The sequence below is a fragment of the Mesorhizobium sp. WSM4829 genome (assembly GCF_055811475.1).
Genome location: NZ_JBVVQJ010000001.1, coordinates 234058 through 257205, shown reverse-complemented (window position 1 = coordinate 257205; position 23148 = coordinate 234058). Strand labels below are relative to the sequence as shown.

Sequence of the window (23148 nt, the reverse complement as noted above, 5' to 3'; positions counted from 1 at the left end):
TGATCTCGAAAGGAGACCCCATTGTCCGCACCGAAGGAAATGGATGTCGTCCTCGAAAAGCTGCCTTTGAGGATCGGCGCCTACATACCCGACGACTTGCTGGAAGACTGGTTCGCGCCGGGAACGGGCATGAACCCGGTCAGCCCGGCAGCGCTGGCGGCCGCCAAGACTTACGGATGGCGCTTCGAATGCGAGTTCAAACACTATCCCGAACGGATGGAGGGCGTGTTCTGGAAGTGGGTGCCGGCGATCTGATCCGCACAATTTCCATCGCCCCAGACTTCTTGGCGCTTCCGTGGTCGAGGTTGCCGCGAAATGGGATCGCTGTCTTGATCTTCTCAGCCGCCGCCTATCGGCGTCGTCACCTTTCCGGTTCCGCCGCATTCGGGGCAGGTGCGGCCGTCGATCATGCCTGTCCCGGCGCAGCGGTGGCACATATGCTCGCCGGCGCCAGGGATACCTGCCGGGACTTCGTCGGGATTGGCTTGACCTTCGCCAAAATGCTCGGGTTTGCCTTGCAGTTGCTTTCTCAACCGGGCGACCGCAGTCTCGTCGACTTCAAGCGACACGCTGCTGTCATCCGGCAGACCTTCGCCGGACTGGCCTATGGTTTCGATGCGCGGCCGGTCATTGGTGCCTGTCGTTATCTTCTGAGCCATTGCAGTACTCTTTTGCGGTGGCGCAGCTCTCAGTTTCTGCGGTTCGAACGCCTCAGCTCCGCAGAGGTTCCGGTTGGCAAGCGTTCGCCGGCTGGCCCGGACGGAAGTGGAAAACGGCCGGCGAGCTCATCGCTCAAGCATCGGGAATTCCCTTCAATGGCGCCGCAGCCTTTGCGTCAGCCCAGCCGCTCCGAGCGCACTTTCACATCGTCGCTCAGCTGCCGCACGATCCCGGCGGTCTTGCGGATATCCGCTTCGTCGAGAGCGACGCCCATGGTCGAGGCGATCGCCAGGAGCTGGGCGTTCAGCTCGCCGTAGCGCGCGGCGCCCTTGCGCGTCAGCTGCACAAGCTTCGAGCGCCGGTGTTTTGGATTGTCGATGAATTCGACCAGCCCCTCGGCCGCAAGCTCATCCGCCAGCCGCTGCATACGCTGACGGCTGGTGGGCCGCATCTGGGCGATCTGCGGCACGGTGAGCGGGCCAAGCAGCGCCAGGCTTCGCATGAAGCCGAACGCACCGCCGCCCCAACTGGTGATGAGCCCGGTCTTCTGGCCGAGAGCCCGTATCCTGAAGAAGCACTGGGCCACTTCGAGCATCAGCTCGGCGATCGCCTCGGCCTTGCCGTCAGCGAAGGGGTCCGCTCCCGTCGTTCGGTCAGTCCCGTGTCGTGCCGACGCCATTTTTTTACTTCCCTTTTCCGTCGCAACTTCTGCGATTGACACCACAGTTGTCAACTTTTAGGATGACAACCTAGTTGTCGTTTCTAGGCGGCTATAGGCTTCGTAGCCCTAGGAATCTGCGGGAGCAGACATGGCAATGGACCCGGCTGGGCAAACCGACAGCGGAACCGCAGGTGTCATCGCGAGACCGCCGCTGCTCTTTCTCGCCGCTCTGCTGATCGGCTTCGTGCTGGATCGCCTGCTGCGTTTGCCGTTCCCCGGTCCGGGGCTGGTTAGCTGGATCATCGGCGGCTCGCTGATCTTGATCGGTTTTGCGCTTTTCGCGGCGGGCATTCGCAACTTCTCCCGCGCGACGACGCCGGTGCCGACGAATGAGCCGACGCGCGTGCTGGTGACGACCGGCATCCACGGCTGGACGCGCAATCCGATCTATCTCGGCATGTTTCTCATCTATGGCGGCATCGGCGTGGCCGCGCAAAATAGTTGGATCCTTGTCCTCACGCTGCCGCTGGCGATCCTGATCCGCTACGGCGTCGTCGCCCGCAAGGAGGCCTATCTCGAACGGCGTTTCGGCAGTGCGTATCTCGACTACAGGCAAACCGTGCGGCGCTGGCTCTGAGCGTCGCAAGAATGCCGACAGTTGCGCACGTCAGGTAACCGCAACGAGATGACCGTTGCCAAGATCCCTCAGGGCCAGTTTCGGCGGCTCTTCGCCAATCTTTCGAGTCGGGCTCGGGATTTCCTGATCGAGACGCGCGAAACGCGGCCGGCGCTTTGCCGGATCGGGCACCGGCACGGCCTCGATCAAGCGCTTCGTGTAGGGGTGGCGCGGGTTCGAAAAGACCTGGTCGCGGGTGCCCATTTCGACGATCTGGCCGAGACACATGACGGCGACACGATCGGAAATGTTCTCGACCACCGCCATGTCGTGCGAGATGAACAGATAGGCGATGCCGAATTCGCGCTGCAGTTCCTTCAGCAGGTCGAGCACGCGGGCCTGCACCGACACGTCGAGCGCCGAAACGCTCTCGTCGGCGATGATGAGTTTGGGTCTGAGCGCCAGAGCGCGCGCGATGCAGATGCGCTGGCGCTGGCCGCCCGAGAATTCGTGCGGATAGAGCTCCATCTGATCGGCCGAGAGACCGACGCGTTCAAACAACGCCGCCACAAGCTGGCTACGCTCTTCCTTCGAAGCGATGCCATGGATCAACAGCGGCTCGGCAACGAGGTCGCCGACGCGCATGCGCGGGTCAAGCGAGGCATAGGGATCCTGGAAAATCATCTGCACATCGCGGCGAACCGCCTTGCGCTGGTCACGGCCAAGGCCCGCGAGATTGCGCCCGCCGATGACGATATCGCCGTGGTAGGGCACAAGCCCGGCCAGCGCCTTGGCGGTGGTCGACTTGCCGCAGCCGGATTCGCCGACCAGCGCCAGCGTCTCGTGCGGCGCGATCGAGAAGCTGATGCCTTCGACGGCGTGGACACGGCGGTTCACTTGGCCGAAGAAGCCACCGCGCAGGTCGAAGCGGACATGCAGATCGTTGACCACCGCCACGCTTGCGGGCATTTCCGCTTCGACCGATTTTTGTTCGGCGGATTTTTGGCGGCCGACGCCGGTACCAATGCGCGGCACGGCAGCGAGCAGCTCGCGCGTGTAGTCGGCTTGCGGACGGGCAAAGATGTCGGCGGTTGTTCCCTGCTCGACCATGCGGCCGTGCCGCATGATGACGACGCGATCGGCCATTTCGGCAACCACGCCCATGTCGTGGGTGATGAGGATGACGCTGGTGCCGTGTTCGCGCTGCAGATCGCGCAGCAGTTCCAGCACCTCGCCTTGCACGGTGACGTCGAGCGCCGTCGTCGGCTCGTCGGCGATCAGCACATCCGGTTTCAGCGCCAGCGCCATGGCGATCATCACGCGCTGGCGCATGCCGCCGGACAGTTCATGCGGAAACTGTTTTAGCCGGCTTTCGGCTTCGGAGATGCGGACGGCCTTCAGGGCCTCGACGGCGCGCCGGCGCGCCTCGGCACGCGACAGGCCGGTATGGGCCTCGATCGACTCGACCAGCTGCCGGCCGATCGACAGCACCGGATTGAGCGAGGTCATCGGCTCCTGGAAGATCATCGCGATGCGGGCGCCGCGAATACGGCGCATCCGACGCTCGTTGAGTGTCGCGAGGTCGATTTCGCCAAGCTGGATCATGCCAGAGGAAATTCGTGCGGCAGGCTGCGGCAGCAACTGCATTATCGCCAGCGCCGTCATCGATTTTCCGGAGCCGGATTCGCCGGCGATGCAAAGCGTCTCGCCACGCTTGAGCGTCAGCGACAGGTCCGACACGACTTCCCGTTCGCCGTCCTCGCCGCGCATGCTGACGGAGAGGTTGGCGATATCGAGGATGGGGTTGTCGGCGAGGGTCATTGTGGGCGCGGCCGGGAGAAGGTCGTGTTCCTGCGCACCCCCCTCTGTCCTGCCGGACATCTCCCCCGCAAGGGGGGAGATTGGCAGTTTCGCCCCCGCGGCCATTCTTCGCCGTTGAAGATTGGCGAAATCCGTCGCGACATCCGATCTCCCCCCTTGCGGGGGAGATGGTCGGCAGACCAGAGGGGGGTGTGACGGAACGCAGCGTTCATTCAAACACGCAGCGCGGGAAGTAGAACGACACCACCCAGTTCGGCATGTCGACGATCTCGCTGATCCGGAGATCGCCGCAGACCGAAACCAGCATGTAGGCGTCGACCGGGTCCATTGCGTAGCGGCCGGCAAGCAAGTCGATCATCTGCGAGACCGCTTCCCTGGCGCCCGTCATCAGGTCCGGTCCGATGCCGGTCGTCACCTCATAGCCCTTGGCGTCGAGATGGCGCGTCACCGGGCCCGGTGTGGTGAAGCGCGGTGTCTTCAACCGCGCATCCTTAATCAGATCGAGCTTGAGCACGACATCCATCGGGCTTTCGATCGCCGTGCCGCACACTTCGCCGTCGCCCTGCGCGGCATGCGTGTCGCCAACCGAAAACAGCGCACCGGCCACCTCCACCGGCAGATAGAGTGTGGTACCGGCCGCGAGATCGCGGATGTCGAGATTGCCACCGACGCGCCTTGGCGGCACCACCGAGTGGAGGCCCATTTCAGCCGGCGCGTTGCCGATGGTGCCGGCAAAGGGTTTTAGCGGCACCCGCGCATGCTTGCCGAACAGCGCCGACTCGAGCGAGGCGGCGTCGTAAGTCCAGATGTTCAGCGCCGGCTCCGGAAAATCGTCGGCGAGCAGGCCAAACCCCGGAATGTTCGCCGTCCAGCCGAAGCCGGACGGCTTGAACGCCTCAATTGTGATCTTCAGCGCGTCGCCCGGCTCAGCCCCGTCGACATAGATGGGCCCGGTGACGGGGTTCACCTTGGCGAAGTCGAGCAAAGCGACGTCGTCCACAGTGCTGTCCAGCGTCAACTGGCCTCCGGACGAGTCCAGGCACTGAAACTCGATCGTCGAACCGGGCGCCACCCGCTCAGTCGGGACAAAGGAATTGTCCCAGCCGAAATGGTGATGGCGCCCGTGGATGGTGTAGTCGCAGTTATTGCACATCGGTCACATACACATTGTCGTAGTTGATCGGGATATGGACAGGGTCGACATAGAGATTGTCGGCGCCGCCCATCCGGGGCGATTTCATGGTGAAGCGCTGCTCGTTAAAGACCGGCACCCAGGGCGCGTCTTCCATGATCTTGCCGTAGATCGCGCTCCACATCCTGGCACGTTCGCCTGATTTGGCCGGATCGACGATCGAGTCGGCCTCCGCCGCCTTGGCGTCGAGATCCTTGTTGCAGTACCACGACCAGTTCCAGCCGCCCGGAACCGCGCCGGCGCAGCTGAGGATCGGCCCGTAGAAATTCGACGGATCGGGGAAATCGGCGATCCAGGCCATGCCACCGGACCAGATCATCGGCGCGCCGGCCTTGTCGCCGCCGGCCGCGATGACATTGGCTTGCGCCAGCGACTGGATGCTGGCCTTGATGCCGACTGCCGCCAGGTCCTGCTGGATCGCCTGGGCGATGCGCGGGTTGGGATCGGTGTTCATGGCGAACAGCTGCGTGTCGAAACCATCGGGATGACCGGCCTCGGCAAGCAAAGCCTTGGCCTTGGCCACGTCATAGGGATAGCCCTTGAATTCCTTGTCGTAGCCGGGCATCGACGGCGGCAGCGGCTGGTTGGCCGGCACCGCGCGGTTGTTGATCAGCTGGACGATACGGTCCTTGTTGATCGCCATGTTGACCGCTTGCCGCACCTTCACATTGTCGAAGGGCGCCATGGTGGTGTTCATGGTGATGTAGCCGGTGTGCAACTGGCCGCCCTCGACGACACGGGCCTTCTGCTCGGGATCGGCCATCACCTCCTGGAACTTGGCCGGCGGAATAACGTCGCCGAGCACGTCGATCTCGCCCTTCTGCAGCCGCAGCAGCGCCACGATCGGCTCCTGCCCGATCTCGAAGGTGACCTTGTCGAGATGCGGCAGGCCCTTGTGCCAGTAATCCGGGTTGCGCTCGAAGACGACGCGCTGGCCGAGCGTCCATTCGGCGAACTTGAAAGCCCCGGTGCCGACCGGATGCTTGCCAAAATCCGCGCCGTATTTCTCGACCTCCTCCTTCGGCACGACATGCGAGAAGTTGATGGCCATGACATGCAGGAAGGTGGCGTCGGGCCGGGTCAGTTCGAACTTGATGGTGTAGGGGTCGACGACGGTGACGCCCGCCAGGCTTTCCGCCTTGCCTGCAGCTACATCCTCATGGCCCTTGATCGAGCCAAAGAAGCCGGCGCCCGGGCTCTGCGTCTTCGGATTGGTGACGCGATCGAGCGAATATTTCACGTCGTCGGCAGTCATCTCGCGGCCATTGTGGAACTTCACCCCTTGGCGCAGCTTGAAGGTGAAGGTCTTGCCGTCGGGCGCAATCTCGTAGCTCTCGGCGAGGTCGGGCCGCAGATTGGTGGTGCCCGGCTCGTAGTCCATCAGCCCGTCGAACAGGCTCTTGATCATCGACCAGTTCTGCCAGTCATAGCCGATGGCCGGATCGAGCGTGGCGACGTCGTCCTTGTAGGTGATGGTGATCGCGCCGCCCGGCTTGGCGTTCGGATCGACGGCGTGTTCGGCGCGGGCGCTTGTCATGCCGAGCATCAGCGCGAGCGCCGATACCGCAACGGTGGAGGTCAAGAATTTCTTCATCTCATGTTCCCTTTCTCTGGTTGTTACCGGTCTTTTTTTGGTTTTCATCTGAGCTTGATGCGCGGGTCGATGAACGGTGCGACGGTGTCGGCCAGGAGATTGCCAAGCACGATGGCGAAGGCCGAAACCAGGGTGACGCCCATGATGATCGGAATGTCGACGCGCTGGATGGCCTGCCAGGCAAGCTGGCCGATGCCGGGCCAGCCGAACACGCTTTCGACCACCACGATGCCGCCCATGAAGATGCCGATGTCGATGCCGATCATGGCGATGACCGGCAGGATGGCGTTGGGCAGTGCATGGCGGAAGATGATGGCGCCGCGCGCAAGGCCCTTGGCGCGGGCGGTCCGCATATAATCCTGGCGCAGCACGTCGATCATCGACGAGCGCATCATGCGGGCGTACCAGCCGGCGCCGAGTATGCCCATGGTCAGGGACGGCAGCACCAGATGGCGCCAGGTGCCGTAGCCGCCGATCGGAAACCAGCCGAGCTGCACGGCGAATACGTAAAGGAGCAGCAGGCCGACGACGAATTGCGGCGCCGAGACGCCGACAAAGGACGCGACCATCAGCGTCTGGTCGGTGGCGGTGCCGCGCCTGACGGCGGCAACAAGGCCCATCGTCAGGCCGATCGCCAGCTCGCAAAGGATGGCGCCGACCATCAAAAGCAGGCTTGCCGGCAGCCGCGAGACGATGAGCTCCGTGACCTCGGAACGCTGGATGTAGGAGCGGCCGAGATCGCCGCTGAGCAGGCTGATCAGATAGTGCCAGTACTGGATGAAGAAGGGCTGATCGAGGCCGAGCTGCCGGCGGATGTTCTCGACCGTTTCGGGCGTGGCACTGCGGCCGGCGATCTGACGGACGGGGTCGGCGGGCAGCAGATAGAGCAGTGCAAAGGTGATCAATGAGACGCCGAGCAGGATGAGCACGGACTGGATAACGCGGCGGCCGAGATAGGCGATCATGCCCGGCCCCTTTGCGTCGGATCGAGGATGTCGCGCAGCGCATCGCCGATGAGGTTGAAGGCCAGCGCCAGCGCCAGGATCGCCGCACCAGGAAAGAAGACCAGCCAGGGCGCTGCCTGAAAATATGTCTGGTTCTCGAAAATGATGTTGCCCCAGGATGCGGTCGGCGGCTGCACGCCGATGCCGAGATAGCTGAGCGTTGCTTCGAGCAGCACCGTGGTCGAGATGCCGAGCGTGCCCCAGACGATGATCGTCGGCAGCAGATGCGGCAGGATATGGCGAAACAGGATGCGTGGCGCGCTGGCCCCGATGGTACGCTCGGCGTCGATGAACTCGCGCTCGGCGAGCGAGCTGGTCTCGGTGTAGATGACCCGCGCGGTCTGCACCCAGTTCACCAGTGCGATCACCATGGCAACGATCCACAGGCTCGGCTGGAGCACCGCCGCCAGGCAGATGGCGAGCAGCAGCGCCGGAAAGGCCATCATCAGATCGGTGAAGCGCATCAGCGCGCCACCGATCCAGCCGCGGAAATAGCCCGCGGTGACGCCGACCAGCGTGCCGATCAAAAGCGCCACGCCGTTGGCGACGATGCCGATGATCAGCGAGGTGCGTGCGCCGAAAAGGATGCGGGTCAGCAGATCGCGGCCGAGCAGATCCGTGCCCAGCCAGAAGCTGGCATTCGGCGGCAAGGGCGCACCTTCAAGCGTGAGCCCGTCAAACATCTGCTCGTTCGGATCGTAGCCCGTCAGCCACGGCGCCAGGACGGCGCCGGCCAGGACGACGGCAACGATCACCAGGCCGATCAATGCCAGGGGACGCTTGACCAGACGCCGCCAGACGCCGGCGCGCGGCCTGGCCGGCATGCGCCCGGTTGCCGAAAGGTCAGGCGCGATGGGACTGGTCATCGCCGCCTTCTTCTTCCGTCATCGCCACGATCCGGCGCGCGGCCTCCTCGACGCTGATCTGCCAGCTCATCGCCAGCGACCGGAGCTGCGCATAGGCGCGGCCGTCCTCAGCGCCTTTCGACAAGGCCTCCACCGCGCGCACGATGGTCTGGCGCTCCGCGACGCGCAGGCGAAGCGACGATATCTCGCTTGCCAAAAGCTTGCGCGCCTCGAAACTCTGCCGCGCGATCAAAAGGGCGCTGTAGACGCCGGCATTGCCGACCGGCTTCAGCAACTGGGCGTCGGCCTTGTGCGACAGCGCCCACTCGATGCGGCCCGGCGCTTCGGAGCCGATCAGCGCCACCAGCGGCATCGGCGCCTCGCCCGGCGCCCATGGGAATTGTTCGTCGAAGCCGAGATCGGCGTCGAAGAAGACGAAGTCCGCCACGAGCGCCTCGGCCGGCAGTTCCGGCCAGCACCCGACCGTCTCGAGGCCGATGGCCGACAATTGCCGCGTTATCGCCTGCACCGTCGGATGCGGACGATGCAGGACAAAGGCCCTGGCGCCGCCGAGGTTCGGGATGCGCGGGACCTTGCTCACGAGACCACCCTCAGGCGTGGGCGGCCGAATGTCTCGGTCCGGTCATAGCGGGACAGGTAGGGGTCGGGCGCGACACCCTTGGTCACCATCACAGTCTTGAACGCGGTGCCCTCGATGCGCCCGATCTGCACCGGCAAGGTGGCGTGCTGGGTTTGCGGATCGATGGAGATGTCGCCGAGCGGGGTTCGAAACGAGGTTCCGGCAAAGGCCTGGGAAAGGTCGGGCCATTGTGCGCCGGGATTGCGGGCGAGGATTTCGGCAAGCGTCCGCACCGAGGCATAGGCGGCCGCCTCGAAGGACGAGGCAGGCATGATGGAGGGCGCCGAATCGCCCTGGCGATCCGCTGCCGAGATGTCGTGAAAGTATGGCCCGACGGAAAGGTGGCCATTGCCCGCCCCGTTGAGCGCCGGCAACTCGCATTCGGTGAGATTGCAGGACAGGATCGGGCAGCGCTCCGGCCTGAAATGCGGGTCGCGTTCGGCGAGCTCGGCATAGGCCGCGATGAAGGCATAGGACGAGGAGCCGATCAGGTTGTTCAAGATGAAATCCGGCCGGGTCGCCTGGATCTCGGCGATCAGCCTGGAGACATCGACCTCGCCGAGCGGCAGATAGCGCTCGCCCAAAACCTTGCCGCCGGCGTCGGCGATCAGGTCGCGGGCGACACGGTTGGTCTCCCAGCCCCAGATGTAGTTCGAGCCGAGCAGAAAACCGTTGGCGCCGAAGCGCGGCACGACATGGGCCAGCAGCGGGACGAGATGCTGGTTCGGGCAAGCATGCATGTAGACGACATGCTCGTTCGCTTCGAAGCCCTCATAGGGACAGGCATACCAGAGCGTGCCGCCGGCGCGCTCGAGGATCGGGATGACCTCCTTGCGGCTCCATGACGTGATGCAGCCAATGATGTGGCGCGCGCCGCTGTTGGCGAGAATGTCGGCGCATCCCGTCGCGTAGCCATCGATGTTGCCTTGCGGGTCGCGCTCGACCGGAACGAATTCGATCGGGATGGCGGGATCGGCGTTGATGTCGGCGATGGCCGTCATCGCACCGGAACGGCAGGATTCGGACAGCAGGCGGTAGTTGCCCGACCGCGAGTAAAGGATGCCGATTTCAATGCGCCGTCCCAAGCAAATCCCCAAAATAACAATGCCCCGCAGCCGCCGCCGCGGAAGGCGAGGCATACGAGGCATTTTTGCCGCCCGGCGGTCGGAGCCGGTATTTTCGCCAATAGCGTATTCGGTACGGCGGGTCAGTCAAGCGGGAAAGTGAGGGCCGGCCCGACGATGCTGCTGTAGAAGGGGGAGCGCCGTTCGGGCTTCACCAATTGTCGATGTTGGCGCTCGGAGCGCCTCCGCCTACTCGCCGTAGACGTCGAAGGCAAAATACTTGTCGTTGATATCCTTGTATTTGCCGTTTGCGCGCAGGGCGTCGATCGCTGCATCGAGTTTTTCGGCCAGCGCCTTGTTGCCCTTCTGCAGGGCGATGCCGACGCCTGGGCCGTGGATGGCCGGGTCGGGGGCCAGGGTGCCGAGCAGCTTGCAGCAGGCGCCCTCGGGTTTTTGCAGCCATTCGGTCAGCAGGATCGAGCCGTCCATCACCGCGTCGAGGCGGCCGTTGACCATGTCGGTGCGGGCGTCGTCGCCGGTCGGATACGGTCTGATGGTCGAGCCTGCGTATTTCTGCTCGGCGAAATTCTGGTGGATCGTGGCGCTCTGCACGCCAAGCGCCTTGCCTTTCAGGTCGTCGGGCGAGGTGCCTGACACGGTCGAATCCTTCGGCACCGCGATGGCCGGCGGCGTCTGGTAGTATTTTTTGGTGAAGTCGACCTTCTCGGCGCGTTCCGGCGTGATGGTGATGTTGATGATGGCGTCGAATTTGCCGGCCTGCAGTGCGGGAATAGAGCCGTCGAAATCCTGCACTGAGAATTCGCACTCGGTCTTCATCTCGGCGCACAGCGCCTTGCCGAGATCGATGTCGAAACCGCCCAGCGTGCCGTCGGCATTGGCATAGTTGAAAGGCGGATAGGCGCCCTCGGTGCCAAGCCTGAGTTTCTTGTCCTGGGCGGTGGCAGCGCCGGTGGCGAGCGCCAGGGCGACGGACGCGGCAGCCAAGAAACGACCGAAAAGGCGCATGATCCAGATCTCCGTTGATGGGCCTGAGTCTACGGGGTTTTGTGGGCGCGGCGGAGACGGAAACGACATGCCTTGCGGCGATCACGGCGCGGCAGGGCCGATTGCAGGCTTCGACGGTCAGCCGGCTGCTCGTGCCCGCTCGGTGGCGGCCAGGTCGATTGCCGACCCGTCCGCGGAAAGGGCGACGCCAAATTTCTCGCTGGCCTGTTCGGGCGTGTAATAGCCCAAGGCGACATCCCGCAGCACCAATTGCGGATCGCGCTGCAGGGGATCGCCATAGCCGCCGCCGCCCGGCGTGCCGACGCGCACGCGGTCGCCGGCCTTCAGCGCGATGTCCTGCTCCTTGGAGAGGTGCGGCGGCACATGTTCTCTGCCGTCGCGAAAAACGGTCACCGTGTTGACCGCGCCGTCCTTGCCGCCGAGCGCGCCCTGCGGGCCGAAGCGGCCGTGGTCCATGACGAAGGAGGCGCGGGCGTCGCCGCGCAGGATCTCGACCTCATAGGCGAGGCCGAAACCGCCGCGATGCCTGCCGGCGCCGCCCGAGCCTTCGCGAAGGGCGTAGTGGCGGTAGAGCACCGGAAACGCCTGCTCCATGATTTCGACCGGCGGCGATTTGGAAATGCCGATGGTCGAGCAGCCATTGCTCAGGCCGTCGTGACCGGCATTGCCGCCATAGCCGCCGCCAGAAATCTGGTACATGACATAGTCGCGGCCGCGGGCCGGATCGTTGCCGCCGAGCGCGAAATTGCCGCTGGAGCCGGCCGGAGCCGCCGTCACCTTGTCGGGCAGCGCCTGCACCATCGCCGCGAATACCGCCTCGGCGATGCGCTGCGAAACCTCGGCGGCACAGCCCGAGACCGGGCGCGGATATTTGGCGTCGAGAAAAGTGCCTTCCGGCCGCTTGACGATCAGCGGCTCGAAGGCGCCGGCGCTGATCGGCACATCGGGGAAAATGTGGCGCATGGCGAGATAGACCGAGGACAAGGTCGTCGCCAGCACGCTGTTCATCGGCCCGGCGCAAGGTTTTGACGAGCCTGAAAAATCGAAGCTGAGCGTGTCGCCCTGTTTCTCCACCGCAAGCGCGATGGTCAGGGGCTCGTTGACCACCCCGTCGGAATCGACGAAGGCTTTTGAGCGATAGATGCCGTCGGGAATGGCCGCTATGTTGGCGCGCATCTGCTCGGCGGCGCGGCGGCGCAGTTCGGCGATCGCCTCGACGACCGTTTCGTCACCGTAACGATCCAGGATTCCATTGAGCCTATCCTGGCCGATCAGCAGTGCCGCCGCCTGCGCGCGAATATCGCCGATGCGCTGGTCGGCAACCCGGATGTTCGAGCAGATGATGGCGTAGATTTCGCGGTCGAGCACGCCCTGCTTGAACAGTTTTACCGGCGGCAGCCGCAGGCCTTCCTGCTCGACCGCCGTGGCCGAGGCAGAAAAGCCACCCGGCACCGAGCCGCCGATATCCGGCCAGTGGCCGGTGTTCGACAGCCAGCAAAAGATCTTGCCGTCGCGGTAGACCGGCATGGCGAAGCGCACGTCCATCAGATGGGTGCCGCCGAGATAGGGGTCGTTGACGATATAAATGTCGCCTGGCTTGGGCGGCAGGCAGCGGCCGTCGGCGATCATCTCGATCACCGTTTTAGTCGAATACTGCATGACGCCGACGAACACCGGCAGGCCCTGGCTGCCTTGCGCGATCAGCGAACCATCGACGGCCGAATAGATGCCGTCGGAGCGGTCATTGGCCTCGGCGATGACCGGCGAGAAGGCGGCGCGCGAAAACGTCAGGTCCATCTCGTCGCAGACCTGCTGCAGCGCCGCCTGGATGACCGAAAGCGTGATGGCGTCGAGAGTGATCATCCGCGCGGACCCCCACCCCTAACCCCTCCCCACAAGGGGGAGGGGGATTCTTGTTGGCGCTGAAAGCAGCAAATCGCTGCGTGTCGATGCCAGGAACTGGTGGCTCGACCCAATCCCCCTCCCCCTTGTGGGGAGGGGTTAGGGGTGGGGGTCCTCTTCGATGAAAGCCTTGTCATATCTGCCCCACCTCTATGATGATGTTGCCGTCGGCGTCCGAGCGCGCCTGGTCGCGAGGCTCGAGCACGGTGGTGGCGTCCATCTGTTCGAGGATCGCCGGCCCTTCGATGACGGCGTCGAGCGGCAGCTTTTCCCTGCTATAGACCGGCGTGTCGTGCCAGCGCCCGCCATACCAGACCGGCCGGATTTCGCGGCACGCCTCATCAAGCGTTTTGGCGCGGCCAGCCGGGTCGATCAGCCGCGACAGATCGATCGCCGGCCGCACGCCGGTCACCGAAGTGTTGAGGTTGACCAGATTGGCGCGGATTTCCGGCAGCTCGACCTTGAAGCGGGCGAAATAGGCCTTTTCGAACAGCTGCTGCAGGACGGCGCGCGTCACCGAAGACGACGGCAGCGGCACGTTGATGATATGGGTCTGGCCGACGAACTGCATGTCGGCGGAATGGCTGACGCGGATCGTCTCCGGCTTTACCGCTTCCTTGCCGATCAGCTCCTCACCTTCGTTTCGGTGACGTTCCAATATTGCGTGAAGTTGGGTTTCATCGAGACCGGCCACCGGCTGGTTGACGGTGTTGACGAAATCGTGCCTGAGATCGGCGACGACGCAACCGAGCGCATTGGTGATGCCCGGCCGCGCCGGCACCAGCACTTTGGGCAGGCCGAGCTCGCGCGCCAGTGCCGTCGCATGCAGCGGCCCGGCGCCGCCGAAGGCGAACAGCGCGAAATCGCGCGGGTCGTGACCGCGCGACACCGAGACCATGCGGATGGCGCCGGCCATCTTGATGTTGCCGAGCCGCAGCACCGCACCCGCCGCCTCGACGCCGGACAGGCCGGTGGGGCGGCCGATCCTGTCCTCAAAAATGCCGGTGACGTGTTCCGATGTGACCGGATTCTCGACCGCAAGCAGCTTTTTCGGCGCCAGCCGGCCGAGCACCAGATTGGCATCGGTGATGGTCGGTTCAACGCCGCCGCGGCCGTAGCAGATCGGGCCGGGATGGGCGCCGGCGCTTTCCGGGCCGATCTGGATCAGGCCGGCCGCGTCGACGCGGGCGATCGAGCCGCCGCCGGCGCCGACCGTGTGCACCGCCACCATCGGCACGTGGATCGGCATCGCATATTCGATCTCGATCTCGTTCGACACCGCCGGTTCGGCATTGCGGATCAGCGCCACGTCGGTCGAGGTGCCGCCCATGTCGTAGGTGACCAGGTTTTCGAAGCCGGCGCGGTTTCCGGTATAGGCGGCGGCGATGACGCCGGAGGCCGGGCCGGACATGACGGTCTTGGCCGATTCACGGGTGACAAAGCGGGCCGAGATCATGCCGCCATTGCCGTTCATGATCAGGAAGTCGCGGGCATAGCCTTTCGACCCCAATTCCTTGCGCAGCCGCTCGACATAGCGCTCGAGGATTGGCTGCACCGAGGCGTTGACCGAAGCGGTGACGCCGCGCTCGAATTCACGCGCTTCCGACAGCAGCGCATGGCCCGTCGTGATGTAGCTGTTCGGCCAAAGCGCGGCGGCGATCTCGGCGGCGCGCCGCTCATGCGCCGGATTGGCGTAGGAATGCAAAAAGTGGATGACGAGCGATTCGCAGCCGGCCGCGATCAATTGTGAAACCGCCGCCCGCATCTCGGTCTCGTCGAGCGGAATGCGCACCGCGCCCGAGGCTTCGACGCGCTCCGACACTTCAAGCCGCAGGTTGCGCGGAATGATCGGGACGAAGCTGCCGGTCATGCCATAGGGCTGCGGCCGCGTCCGCCGGCCAAGCTCGATGACGTCGCGAAAGCCGCGCGTGGTGATCATGCCGGTCTTGGCCAGCCGGCGTTCGAGCACCGCGTTGGTGGTGGTGGTCGTGCCGTGCACGATGAGGTCGATGCCGCGGATGGGAAAACCGGTGGCGTCGAGCGCCGAAACGACGCCAAAAGCCTGGTTGTCGACAGTGGTCGGGGTCTTGGCGATATGCACCTTGCCGCTGTGACGCCCGTCGATCAGAAGCAGGTCGGTAAAGGTTCCGCCGACATCGATGCCGGCGACGACGCTGCCCGAGGAATCCAGCGTCTGCGCCGAAAAATTCTCTTCCATTGTCGAAACCCGAAATGTCAGGACTACAGATATGTCTCAGTTTGGAAAGGTGTTTCAGCCTGGCGTCTTGACGCAAATATCATTTGTATACTAATAAATTCCGGACACAAGAGCTTACCGCTTGGCAGTGTGCAAACGGCACGCCGGAACCTGATCGGTTCGGGCGCGCAAGAGAAAGTTTGGCGTCAGCGCCCTCGGGTTGGCCAGAAGGTTAGGCCAGAAGGTTAGATTTGATGAACACCACATCCGCGCTCAACACCGCCGGCGCCCGGCCGCTGCAGTTCCCGATTCCGGCCAATGTCTATGCCGAAACCGTGGTCTCGGTGAAGCACTATACCGACCGGCTGTTTTCGTTCCGCATCACCCGGCCGCAGTCGCTGCGCTTCCGCTCCGGCGAGTTCGTCATGATCGGCCTGCCCAATGCCGAGAAGCCGGTGTTCCGCGCCTATTCGATCGCCAGCCCCGCCTGGGACGACGAGCTCGAATTCTTCTCGATCAAGGTGCCGGACGGCCCGCTGACGTCTGAGCTGCAAAAAATCGAGATTGGCGACACCGTCATCATGCGGCAAAAATCGACCGGCACGCTGGTGGTCGACGCGTTGACCCCGGCCAAGCGCCTGTTCATGATCTCGACCGGCACCGGCATCGCGCCCTTCGCCAGCCTGCTGCGCGACCCCGATACTTTTGAGAAATTCGAGCAGGTTGTGCTGACCCACACCTGCCGCGACAATGCCGAACTGACCTACGGCCAGGAGCTGGTTGCAGAGCTGGAGAACGACCCGCTGATCGGCGAACTGACCGGCGGCCGCGTCACGCTCTACAATTCGACAACGCGCGAACCCTCCGAGCGCATGGGCCGCATCACCGCGCTGATCGGCTCGGGAAAATTCTACGCCGATCTCGGCATCGACAAGCTCGATCCGGAGACCGACCGCATCATGATCTGCGGCTCGATGCACATGCTCAGGGATGTCAAGGAGCTGGCCGAAAGCCTCGGCTTCGAGGAAGGCTCGCTGCATCATCCGGCAAGCTTCGTCGTCGAGCGCGCGTTTGTCGGGTAGAGCCTCTCCTTCTCCCCTTGTGGGAGAAGGTGGATTGGCGCGTAGCGCCAAGACGGTTGAGGGGTGCTGGACGGAGTGCGGCGGTGCCAAGCTGGAACACCCCTCATCCGACCTCGCTTCGCGAGGCCACCTTCTCCCACAAGGGGAGAAGGGAGAGCGCGCTGTTCGGCTGATGTCACAGCAGGCTTTTTCCGCTATGACCGCCTGAAGGACTCGTGAAGCGCTGCTTCACGGTCTATCTTCGACCGCAAGTCGTCGAACAAAGGGGCAGGAGATGAGCAGCACCAGCCGCGAAGCAGAGCGCGGACCTTCCAAAATCACGCCGCTGCCGGCGCGCACCGCCGCCAATGCGCCGGTGCCGCAAGCGCACGGCATTGCCCGCAATCCCGGCATGAAGCTCGATCTCGGGTTCATGGAATCGATGCGCAGCGTCAACCGGTCGGCGCTGGAACGGCGTGTCGCCAGCCTGACCAAGCGGCGCTCGATCAAGGCCGACAACCAGGCCGCCTGGCTGCTGCGCGCCGTCGCCTGCATGGACCTGACGACGCTGAACTCGAACGACACCGACGAGCGCGTGCGCCGGCTCTGCGCCAAGGCGGTCAATCCGTTCCGCCGCGACATCGTCGAAGGGCTTGGTATTACTGGCGAGAAGATCCGCCCGGCGGCGGTCTGCGTCTATCACCCCTTCGTCGCCACCGCCGTCGATGCGCTGCGCGGCAGCGGCATCCATGTCGCCGCCGTATCCACCGCCTTCCCGCACGGCCTCACGCCGCTGTCGACGCGCCTGCAGGAGATCGAAGCCTCGGTGAGCGACGGCGCCGACGAGATCGACGTCGTCATTCCGCGCGGCCTGGTCTTTGCCGCGAAATGGCAGGAGCTCTATAACGAAATCGCTGCGATGCGCGCCGCCTGCGGCGAGGCGCATCTGAAGGTGATCCTTGGCACCGGCGACCTCGCCACGCTGCGCAACGTCATGCTGGCGTCGATGGTGGCGATGATGGCGGGCGCCGATTTCATCAAGACGTCGACTGGCAAGGAAAGCGTCAACGCGACATTGCCGGTCGGCCTTGCCATGGTGCGCGCCATCCGCGCCTATTTCGAGGAAACCGGCTACCTCATCGGCTTCAAGCCGGCCGGCGGCATTTCCACGGCAAAGGCTTCGCTCGACTGGCTGGTGCTGATGAAGGAAGAGCTTGGCCGGCGGTGGCTGGAGCCGGACCTGTTCCGCTTCGGTGCATCGAGCCTTTTGACCGACATCGAGCGCCAGCTCGAACACCATCTGACCGGTCACTATTCGGCCAATCATCGCCACGCGATGGCGTGACTATCGGGAGCGCTCCATGAACATTCTCGAACGCTATCATGCCATGGACTACGGCCCGGCGCCGGAGGCCCGCAATGAGGCCGATGCCTGGCTTGCTGCGCGTGATTTTTCCAAAGCGCTGTTCATCGGCGGCGACTGGAAAGCAGCCGGCGGCGGCAAGACTTTTGATACCAGCGACCCGTCTTCAGGAAAATTGCTGGCCAAGGTCTCGGATGCCGGCGCTGCCGATATCGATGCCGCGGTTTCGGCCGCGACAAAAGCGTTGCCGAAATGGAGCGCCAGCTCCGGCTACAGCCGTGCAAAGGTGCTCTATGCCATCGGCCGCGCCATGCAGCGCCACCAGCGGCTGTTTGCGGTGCTGGAATCGATCGACAACGGCAAGCCGATCCGCGAAAGCCGCGACATCGACGTGCCGCTGGCCATCCGCCATTTCATCCACCATGCCGGCTGGGCGCAGGCGCTGGACAGGGATTTCCCGGATCAGAAGGGCGTCGGCGTCGTCGGCCAGATCATCCCGTGGAACTTTCCGCTGCTGATGCTGGCCTGGAAGATCGCGCCGGCACTGGCCGCCGGCTGCACGGTGGTGCTGAAGCCGGCCGAGTTCACGCCGCTTACCGCCATCCTGTTCGCCGAGATTTGTGAGCGCGCCGGCGTGCCGAAGGGTGTCGTCAACATCGTCCAGGGCGGGCCGGAGGCAGGCGCGGCAATCGTCAACCATCCCGGCGTCCAAAAAATCGCCTTCACCGGCTCGTCCGAGGTCGGCAAGATCATCCGCAAGGCCACTGCCGGGTCGGGCAAAAAAATCTCGCTGGAGCTTGGCGGCAAGTCGGCCTTCGTCGTCTTCGAGGATGCCGACCTCGACAGCGCCGTCGAGGGACTGGTCGACGGCATCTGGTTCAACCAGGGCCAGGTCTGCTGTGCCGGCTCGCGGCTTCTGGTGCAGGAGGGCATCGCCGAGGCCTTCATCGCCAAGGTCAAGGCGCGGATGAGCCGGCTGCGCGTCGGCAGCCCGCTCGACAAGAACACCGATATCGGCCCGCTGGTCGACCTGACCCAGCTCGATCGCGTCAAGGGCCTGGTCGCCGAAGGCGCCAAGCAGGGCGCCATCTGCTGGCAGCCGGACGTGGCGCTGCCGTCAACCGGCTATTATCACCTGCCGACACTCGCCACCGGTGTTTCGCCGGCCAATATCCTGGCCCAAGAGGAAGTATTCGGGCCGGTGCTGGCGACCATGACCTTCCGCAACACCGAGGAAGCGATCGAGCTCGCCAACAACACGCGCTATGGCCTGGCCGCCTCGGTGTGGAGCGAGAACGTCAACCTTGCGCTGCACGTCGCGCCGCAATTGAAGGCCGGCGTCGTCTGGGTCAACGGCACCAACATGTTCGATGCCGCCTGCGGCTTCGGCGGTTATCGCGAGAGCGGTTTTGGCCGCGAAGGCGGGCGCGAAGGCATGCTCGAATATCTCTTTGCAAAACTGCCGCTCGGCCCGGTCGTCAAGCCGGCACCGGCTACGACAAAACCTGTCGAGCGGGCGGAAGGCGACGCCATTGACCGCACGGCAAAGCTGTTCATCGGCGGCAAGCAGGTCAGGCCGGACGGCAATTATTCGCTTGCGATAGCCACTGCCAAGGGCAAGCTTGCCGGCGAGGTCGGCCTTGGCAGCCGCAAGGATGTTCGCGACGCCGTCGCGGCCGCACGCGCCTGCAAGGCCTGGCCGGAGGCGACCGCCTACAACCGCAGCCAGGTGCTGTATTATCTGGCCGAAAACCTGTCCGGCCGCGCGGGCGAATTTGCCGCGCGTCTCACCGAGCTTACCGGCGCCACCGCCAAGGCCGCGCGAGATGAGGTCGAGCAATCGATCGAGCGGCTGTTCCTCTATGCCGGCCTGGCCGACAAGTTCGAGGGCCGTGTCCACCAGCCGCCGGCCCGCGCCGTCACCTTGGCGCTGCACGAGCCGGTCGGCGTCGTCGGCATCGTGGCAGCCGACAATGCGCCGCTGCTTGGCCTGATCTCGCTGGTGGCGCCGGCGCTGGCCATGGGCAACACCGTGGTCGCGGTGCCGTCGGAAAAATATCCGCTGCTTGCCACCGATCTCTACCAGGTCATCGAATATTCCGACGTTCCGGCCGGCGCCATCAACATCGTCACCGGGCGCAGCGCCGAGCTCGCCGGCGTGCTGGCCAGGCACGACGATGTCGACGGGCTCTGGCTGTTCGCCGATGCCGAGACCTGCGCCAGGGCCGAAGCCGACTCCGTCGGCAATCTCAAGCGCGTCTGGACCGGCAACGGCCGCAGCCTCGACTGGGCGTCGGCCGAGGCCGCCGGCGATGCGTTGCTGCGCCGCGCCGTCGAGGTCAAGAACGTCTGGGTGCCCTACGGGGACTGAGCGTGCGTAGATTGTCGACGTCGGCCCCGCCCCTCATTGGCGTGTCCAGTTGATAGATGGCCGGGCATTTCTCCCCGTATAGTGACGGGGAGAAAGACGCTGCCTCGGCGCCGGGCTTGACGGGCCAAAAGATGTTCTTTACCGAGAAAAAACATTTGCCCCCTAGGCGAATAGCACCCGGGCGGCGACAGAGGGAGAAAAAAGCATGGCGGATCTGGCAGGCAAGATCGTTGTCGTCACGGCGGCGGCGCAAGGCATCGGCCGGGCGAGCGCGCTGGCTTTCGCCAGGGCGGGCGCTGTCGTCCACGCCACCGACATCAACGAGGTGCTGCTCGCCGAACTCGGCAAGACGGCTGATATCAAGACCCGCAAGCTCGACGTGCTGAACGACGAGGCGGTCGAAAACGCCTTCGCCGAGATCGGCGCCGTCGACGTGCTGTTCAACTGCGCCGGCTTCGTCCACTCCGGCTCGATCCTCGAGATGAAGGACGCCGATCTCGATTTTGCCTATGATCTCAACGTCCGCTCGATGATCCGCACCATCCGCGCCGTGCTGCCCGGCATGCTGGAGCGCGGCGACGGTTCGATCATCAACATGGCGTCGCTGGCCGGCTCGACCAAGGGCGTGCCCAACCGCTTCGTCTATGGGCTGACCAAGGCGGCGGTCATCGGCCTGACCAAATCGGTCGCCGCCGACTATGTCGGCAGGGGCATACGCTGCAACGCCATTTGCCCGGGCACGGTCGAAAGCCCGTCGCTGGAGGACCGCATGCATGCGCAGGGCGACTACGAGGCTGCGCGCGCCGCCTTCATCGCCCGCCAGCCGATGGGCCGCCTCGGCACGCCAGAGGAAATCGCCGATCTCGCCGTCTATCTGGCTGGAGCCACCTATACGTCGGGGCAGGCTTATAATATCGACGGTGGCTGGTCGATCTAAGAGGCCTCCGGCCGCAACCAGGAGAAAAAGAATGAAACTGCTGCGCTATGGCGAAGCGGGGAGCGAACGCCCCGGCCTGCTCGATGCGGATGGGACGATCCGCGACCTCTCCGCCCATGTCACCGACATTGCCGGCAAGGCGCTCGACCCGGCATCGCTCGAAACATTGTCGAAGCTCGATCCGAAATCGCTGCCGGCGGTTTCCGGCAATCCGCGCATCGGCGCCTGCGTTGCCGGCACCGGCAAATTCATCTGCATCGGCCTCAACTATTCCGACCATGCCGCCGAGACCGGCGCCACCGTGCCGCCGGAGCCGATCATCTTCATGAAGGCAAGCTCGGCCATCGTCGGGCCTGACGACGACGTGCTGATCCCGCGCGGCTCGGTCAAGACCGACTGGGAAGTCGAGCTTGGCGTGATCATCGGCAAAACCGCGAAATACGTCACCGAGGCCGAGGCGCTGAATTATGTCGCCGGCTACTGCGTCGCGCACGACGTGTCCGAGCGCGCCTTCCAGGCCGAGCGCCAGGGCCAGTGGACCAAGGGCAAGTCCTGCGACACCTTCGGGCCGATCGGCCCGTGGCTGGTGACCAAGGACGAGGTCCAGGACCCGCAGAACATCCCGATGTGGCTGAAGGTCAACGGCAAGACGATGCAGAACGGCTCGACCAAGACCATGGTCTATGGCGTCGCCTATCTGGTCTCCTATCTCAGCCAGTTCATGTCGCTGCATCCGGGCGACATCATCTCGACCGGCACGCCGCCCGGCGTCGGGCTGGGCATGAAGCCGCCGGTGTTCCTAAAACCCGGCGACGTCGTCGAGCTCGGCATCGAAGGGCTGGGCATGCAAAAGCAGACGTTCAAGGCGGACGAGTAGGATTCTTCCTTCTCCCCTTGTGGGAGAAGGTGGATCGGCGCGGAGCGCCGAGACGGAAGAGGGGTGTTGGACGGAGTGCTGTCGGAGCCAAGCTGGAGCACCCCTCATCCGACCGAGCTTCGCTCGGCCACCTTCTCCCACAGGGGGAGAAGGAAAAAGGGGCGCTACTTCAGCACCTTGCCATCCGCTCCGAACCGATAGGTCTTCGCCGGATCCGGCGTCGCGTAGAGCGTCGCTCCCGGCTCGGCGTTGTAGACGCCAAAAATGCGCACGGTGATCAGCCCGGCCTTTTCGCAGTCGAGATAGAGGTTGGTGTCGGCGCCGAGGTGCTCGGCATGGACGACCGTGCCTTTCCAGGCACCGGATTTCGCATCGACGGTCAGATGCTCGGGGCGGACGCCGATGGTCCTGGCCGTCTCGCCAAGCCTGGCGCCATCGACGAAATTCATCTTCGGCGAGCCGATGAAGCCGGCGACAAACTCATTCGCCGGCGCATTGTAAAGCTCCATCGGTCCGCCGATCTGCTCGATCCTGCCCGCATTGAGCACGACGATCTTGTCGGCCAGCGTCATCGCCTCGACCTGGTCATGGGTGACATAGATCATCGTCGCCTTCAGCCGGCGATGCAGTTGCGCGATCTCCAGCCTGGTGTTGACGCGCAGTGCGGCATCGAGGTTGGACAAAGGCTCGTCGAACAGGAAAAGCTTGGGCTCACGCACCACGGCGCGGCCGATGGCGACGCGCTGGCGCTGGCCGCCGGACAGCTCGGCCGGGCGCCTGGCGAGATAGGGCTCCAGCGACAGCATAGAGGAGGCGATGCCGATGCGGCGGTCGATCTCGGCCGCCGGCGTGCCTGCCTGCTTGAGGCCGAGGCCCATATTGTTCTTCACCGTCAGATGCGGGTAGAGCGCGTAGGTCTGGAACACCATGGCGATGCCGCGCTTGGCCGGCGGGGTGGCGGAGACGTCCGCGCCGTCGATCACCACACGCCCCGAGGTCGAATCCTCCAGCCCGGCGATGACCCTGAGCAGCGTCGATTTTCCGCAGCCGGAGGGGCCGACGAAGACGACGAATTCGCCATCGGTCACTTCGAGGTTGATGCCCTTCAGCACCTCGACCGGCCCAAACGCCTTTTTCACATTCTCGATGTTCAACGAGCCCACGGCGTTCCTCCGGATTGGAATGTGGGCGCCAAGGCACCCCCCTCTGGCCTGCCCTCTTTGCCAAAACTTGGCATCTCCCCCGCAAGGGGGGAGATCGGCAGCGTTTGCGTCGACGCCTGTTCTGCCGCGTCAAAAGTTGGCGAAACCGGTCGTG

At 64.5% G+C, this 23148-nt stretch carries 20 protein-coding genes; 7 read left to right on the top strand and 13 right to left on the bottom strand.

The features are described from left to right. The first annotated feature begins 21 nt into the window (after positions 1 to 21). Positions 22 to 255 (top strand): hypothetical protein, encoded by a 234-nt coding sequence (locus tag AC0L17_RS01065; RefSeq protein WP_091596235.1) that lies wholly within the window; start codon positions 22 to 24, stop codon positions 253 to 255. Between the two features lie 83 nt (positions 256 to 338). Here the strand turns inward: AC0L17_RS01065 and AC0L17_RS01060 are convergent, their stop codons facing one another. Both AC0L17_RS01060 and AC0L17_RS01055 read right to left on the bottom strand, forming a co-directional pair. Next, the gene (locus AC0L17_RS01060; protein ID WP_473514436.1) at positions 339 to 659 is read right to left on the bottom strand and encodes a hypothetical protein; all 321 of its coding nucleotides are present in this window, start codon (positions 657 to 659) and stop codon (positions 339 to 341) included. Between the two features lie 176 nt (positions 660 to 835). Then, positions 836 to 1339 carry a MarR family winged helix-turn-helix transcriptional regulator gene (locus AC0L17_RS01055; protein WP_473514435.1) on the bottom strand — a complete coding sequence of 168 codons (504 nt, stop codon included), beginning with the start codon at positions 1337 to 1339 and terminating at the stop codon, positions 836 to 838. 130 nt (positions 1340 to 1469) lie between these two features. On the opposite strand from AC0L17_RS01055, the gene AC0L17_RS01050 reads away from it, so the two are divergent. Next, the gene (locus tag AC0L17_RS01050; RefSeq protein ID WP_473514434.1) at positions 1470 to 1958 is read left to right on the top strand and encodes a methyltransferase family protein; all 489 of its coding nucleotides are present in this window, start codon (positions 1470 to 1472) and stop codon (positions 1956 to 1958) included. 30 nt (positions 1959 to 1988) lie between these two features. Here the strand turns inward: AC0L17_RS01050 and AC0L17_RS01045 are convergent, their stop codons facing one another. The 10 genes from AC0L17_RS01045 to AC0L17_RS01000 form a co-directional block, all read right to left on the bottom strand. Further along, entirely contained in the window at positions 1989 to 3758 is a 1770-nt protein-coding gene (locus AC0L17_RS01045) for an ABC transporter ATP-binding protein (protein ID WP_473514433.1), read from the bottom strand. Between the two features lie 208 nt (positions 3759 to 3966). Next, entirely contained in the window at positions 3967 to 4911 is a 945-nt protein-coding gene (locus AC0L17_RS01040; protein ID WP_473514432.1) for an acetamidase/formamidase family protein, read from the bottom strand. Continuing rightward, positions 4901 to 6496, bottom strand: a complete 1596-nt coding sequence (locus AC0L17_RS01035; protein WP_473514600.1) for an ABC transporter substrate-binding protein — start codon at positions 6494 to 6496, stop codon at positions 4901 to 4903. Before AC0L17_RS01035 ends, AC0L17_RS01040 begins: the two co-directional genes overlap by 11 nt. A gap of 92 nt (positions 6497 to 6588) precedes the next feature. After that, the gene (locus AC0L17_RS01030; protein WP_287065098.1) at positions 6589 to 7509 is read right to left on the bottom strand and encodes an ABC transporter permease; all 921 of its coding nucleotides are present in this window, start codon (positions 7507 to 7509) and stop codon (positions 6589 to 6591) included. Continuing rightward, on the bottom strand, positions 7506 to 8414 hold the full coding sequence (locus tag AC0L17_RS01025) for an ABC transporter permease (RefSeq protein ID WP_473514431.1): 909 nt from the start codon (positions 8412 to 8414) through the stop codon (positions 7506 to 7508). Before AC0L17_RS01025 ends, AC0L17_RS01030 begins: the two co-directional genes overlap by 4 nt. Next, positions 8392 to 8994, bottom strand: coding sequence for an ANTAR domain-containing response regulator (locus tag AC0L17_RS01020; protein WP_473514430.1), 603 nt, complete (start codon positions 8992 to 8994; stop codon positions 8392 to 8394). Before AC0L17_RS01020 ends, AC0L17_RS01025 begins: the two co-directional genes overlap by 23 nt. Beyond that, a complete protein-coding gene (locus AC0L17_RS01015) occupies positions 8991 to 10118 on the bottom strand; it encodes a transporter substrate-binding protein (RefSeq protein ID WP_473514429.1) in 1128 nt (375 codons plus the stop codon). Before AC0L17_RS01015 ends, AC0L17_RS01020 begins: the two co-directional genes overlap by 4 nt. 228 nt (positions 10119 to 10346) lie before the next feature. Then, entirely contained in the window at positions 10347 to 11123 is a 777-nt protein-coding gene (locus AC0L17_RS01010) for an ABC transporter substrate-binding protein (protein ID WP_473514428.1), read from the bottom strand. Between the two features lie 117 nt (positions 11124 to 11240). Continuing rightward, a complete protein-coding gene (locus AC0L17_RS01005) occupies positions 11241 to 12986 on the bottom strand; it encodes a hydantoinase B/oxoprolinase family protein (protein ID WP_473514427.1) in 1746 nt (581 codons plus the stop codon). A 172-nt stretch (positions 12987 to 13158) separates the two neighbouring features. Continuing rightward, positions 13159 to 15243, bottom strand: coding sequence for a hydantoinase/oxoprolinase family protein (locus AC0L17_RS01000; protein ID WP_473514426.1), 2085 nt, complete (start codon positions 15241 to 15243; stop codon positions 13159 to 13161). A gap of 233 nt (positions 15244 to 15476) precedes the next feature. Between AC0L17_RS01000 and AC0L17_RS00995 the strand changes: the two genes are divergently transcribed. The 5 genes from AC0L17_RS00995 (at position 15477) to AC0L17_RS00975 (ending at position 21831) form a co-directional block, all read left to right on the top strand. Beyond that, the gene (locus AC0L17_RS00995; RefSeq protein WP_473514425.1) at positions 15477 to 16304 is read left to right on the top strand and encodes a ferredoxin--NADP reductase; all 828 of its coding nucleotides are present in this window, start codon (positions 15477 to 15479) and stop codon (positions 16302 to 16304) included. Positions 16305 to 16578: 274 nt separating this feature from the next. Further along, on the top strand, positions 16579 to 17628 hold the full coding sequence (gene deoC / locus AC0L17_RS00990) for a deoxyribose-phosphate aldolase (protein ID WP_473514424.1): 1050 nt from the start codon (positions 16579 to 16581) through the stop codon (positions 17626 to 17628). Positions 17629 to 17644: 16 nt separating this feature from the next. Continuing rightward, entirely contained in the window at positions 17645 to 20017 is a 2373-nt protein-coding gene (locus AC0L17_RS00985) for an aldehyde dehydrogenase family protein (RefSeq protein ID WP_473514423.1), read from the top strand. 205 nt (positions 20018 to 20222) lie between these two features. Continuing rightward, positions 20223 to 20954, top strand: a complete 732-nt coding sequence (locus AC0L17_RS00980) for an SDR family oxidoreductase (RefSeq protein ID WP_473514422.1) — start codon at positions 20223 to 20225, stop codon at positions 20952 to 20954. Positions 20955 to 20985: 31 nt separating this feature from the next. Next, positions 20986 to 21831: a fumarylacetoacetate hydrolase family protein gene (locus tag AC0L17_RS00975; protein WP_473514421.1), complete on the top strand. Its 846-nt coding sequence runs from the start codon at positions 20986 to 20988 to the stop codon at positions 21829 to 21831. 164 nt (positions 21832 to 21995) lie between these two features. On the opposite strand, the gene AC0L17_RS00970 is transcribed toward AC0L17_RS00975, so the two are convergent. Continuing rightward, positions 21996 to 22994 carry an ABC transporter ATP-binding protein gene (locus AC0L17_RS00970; protein ID WP_473514420.1) on the bottom strand — a complete coding sequence of 333 codons (999 nt, stop codon included), beginning with the start codon at positions 22992 to 22994 and terminating at the stop codon, positions 21996 to 21998. Between the last annotated feature and the right edge of the window lie 154 nt (positions 22995 to 23148).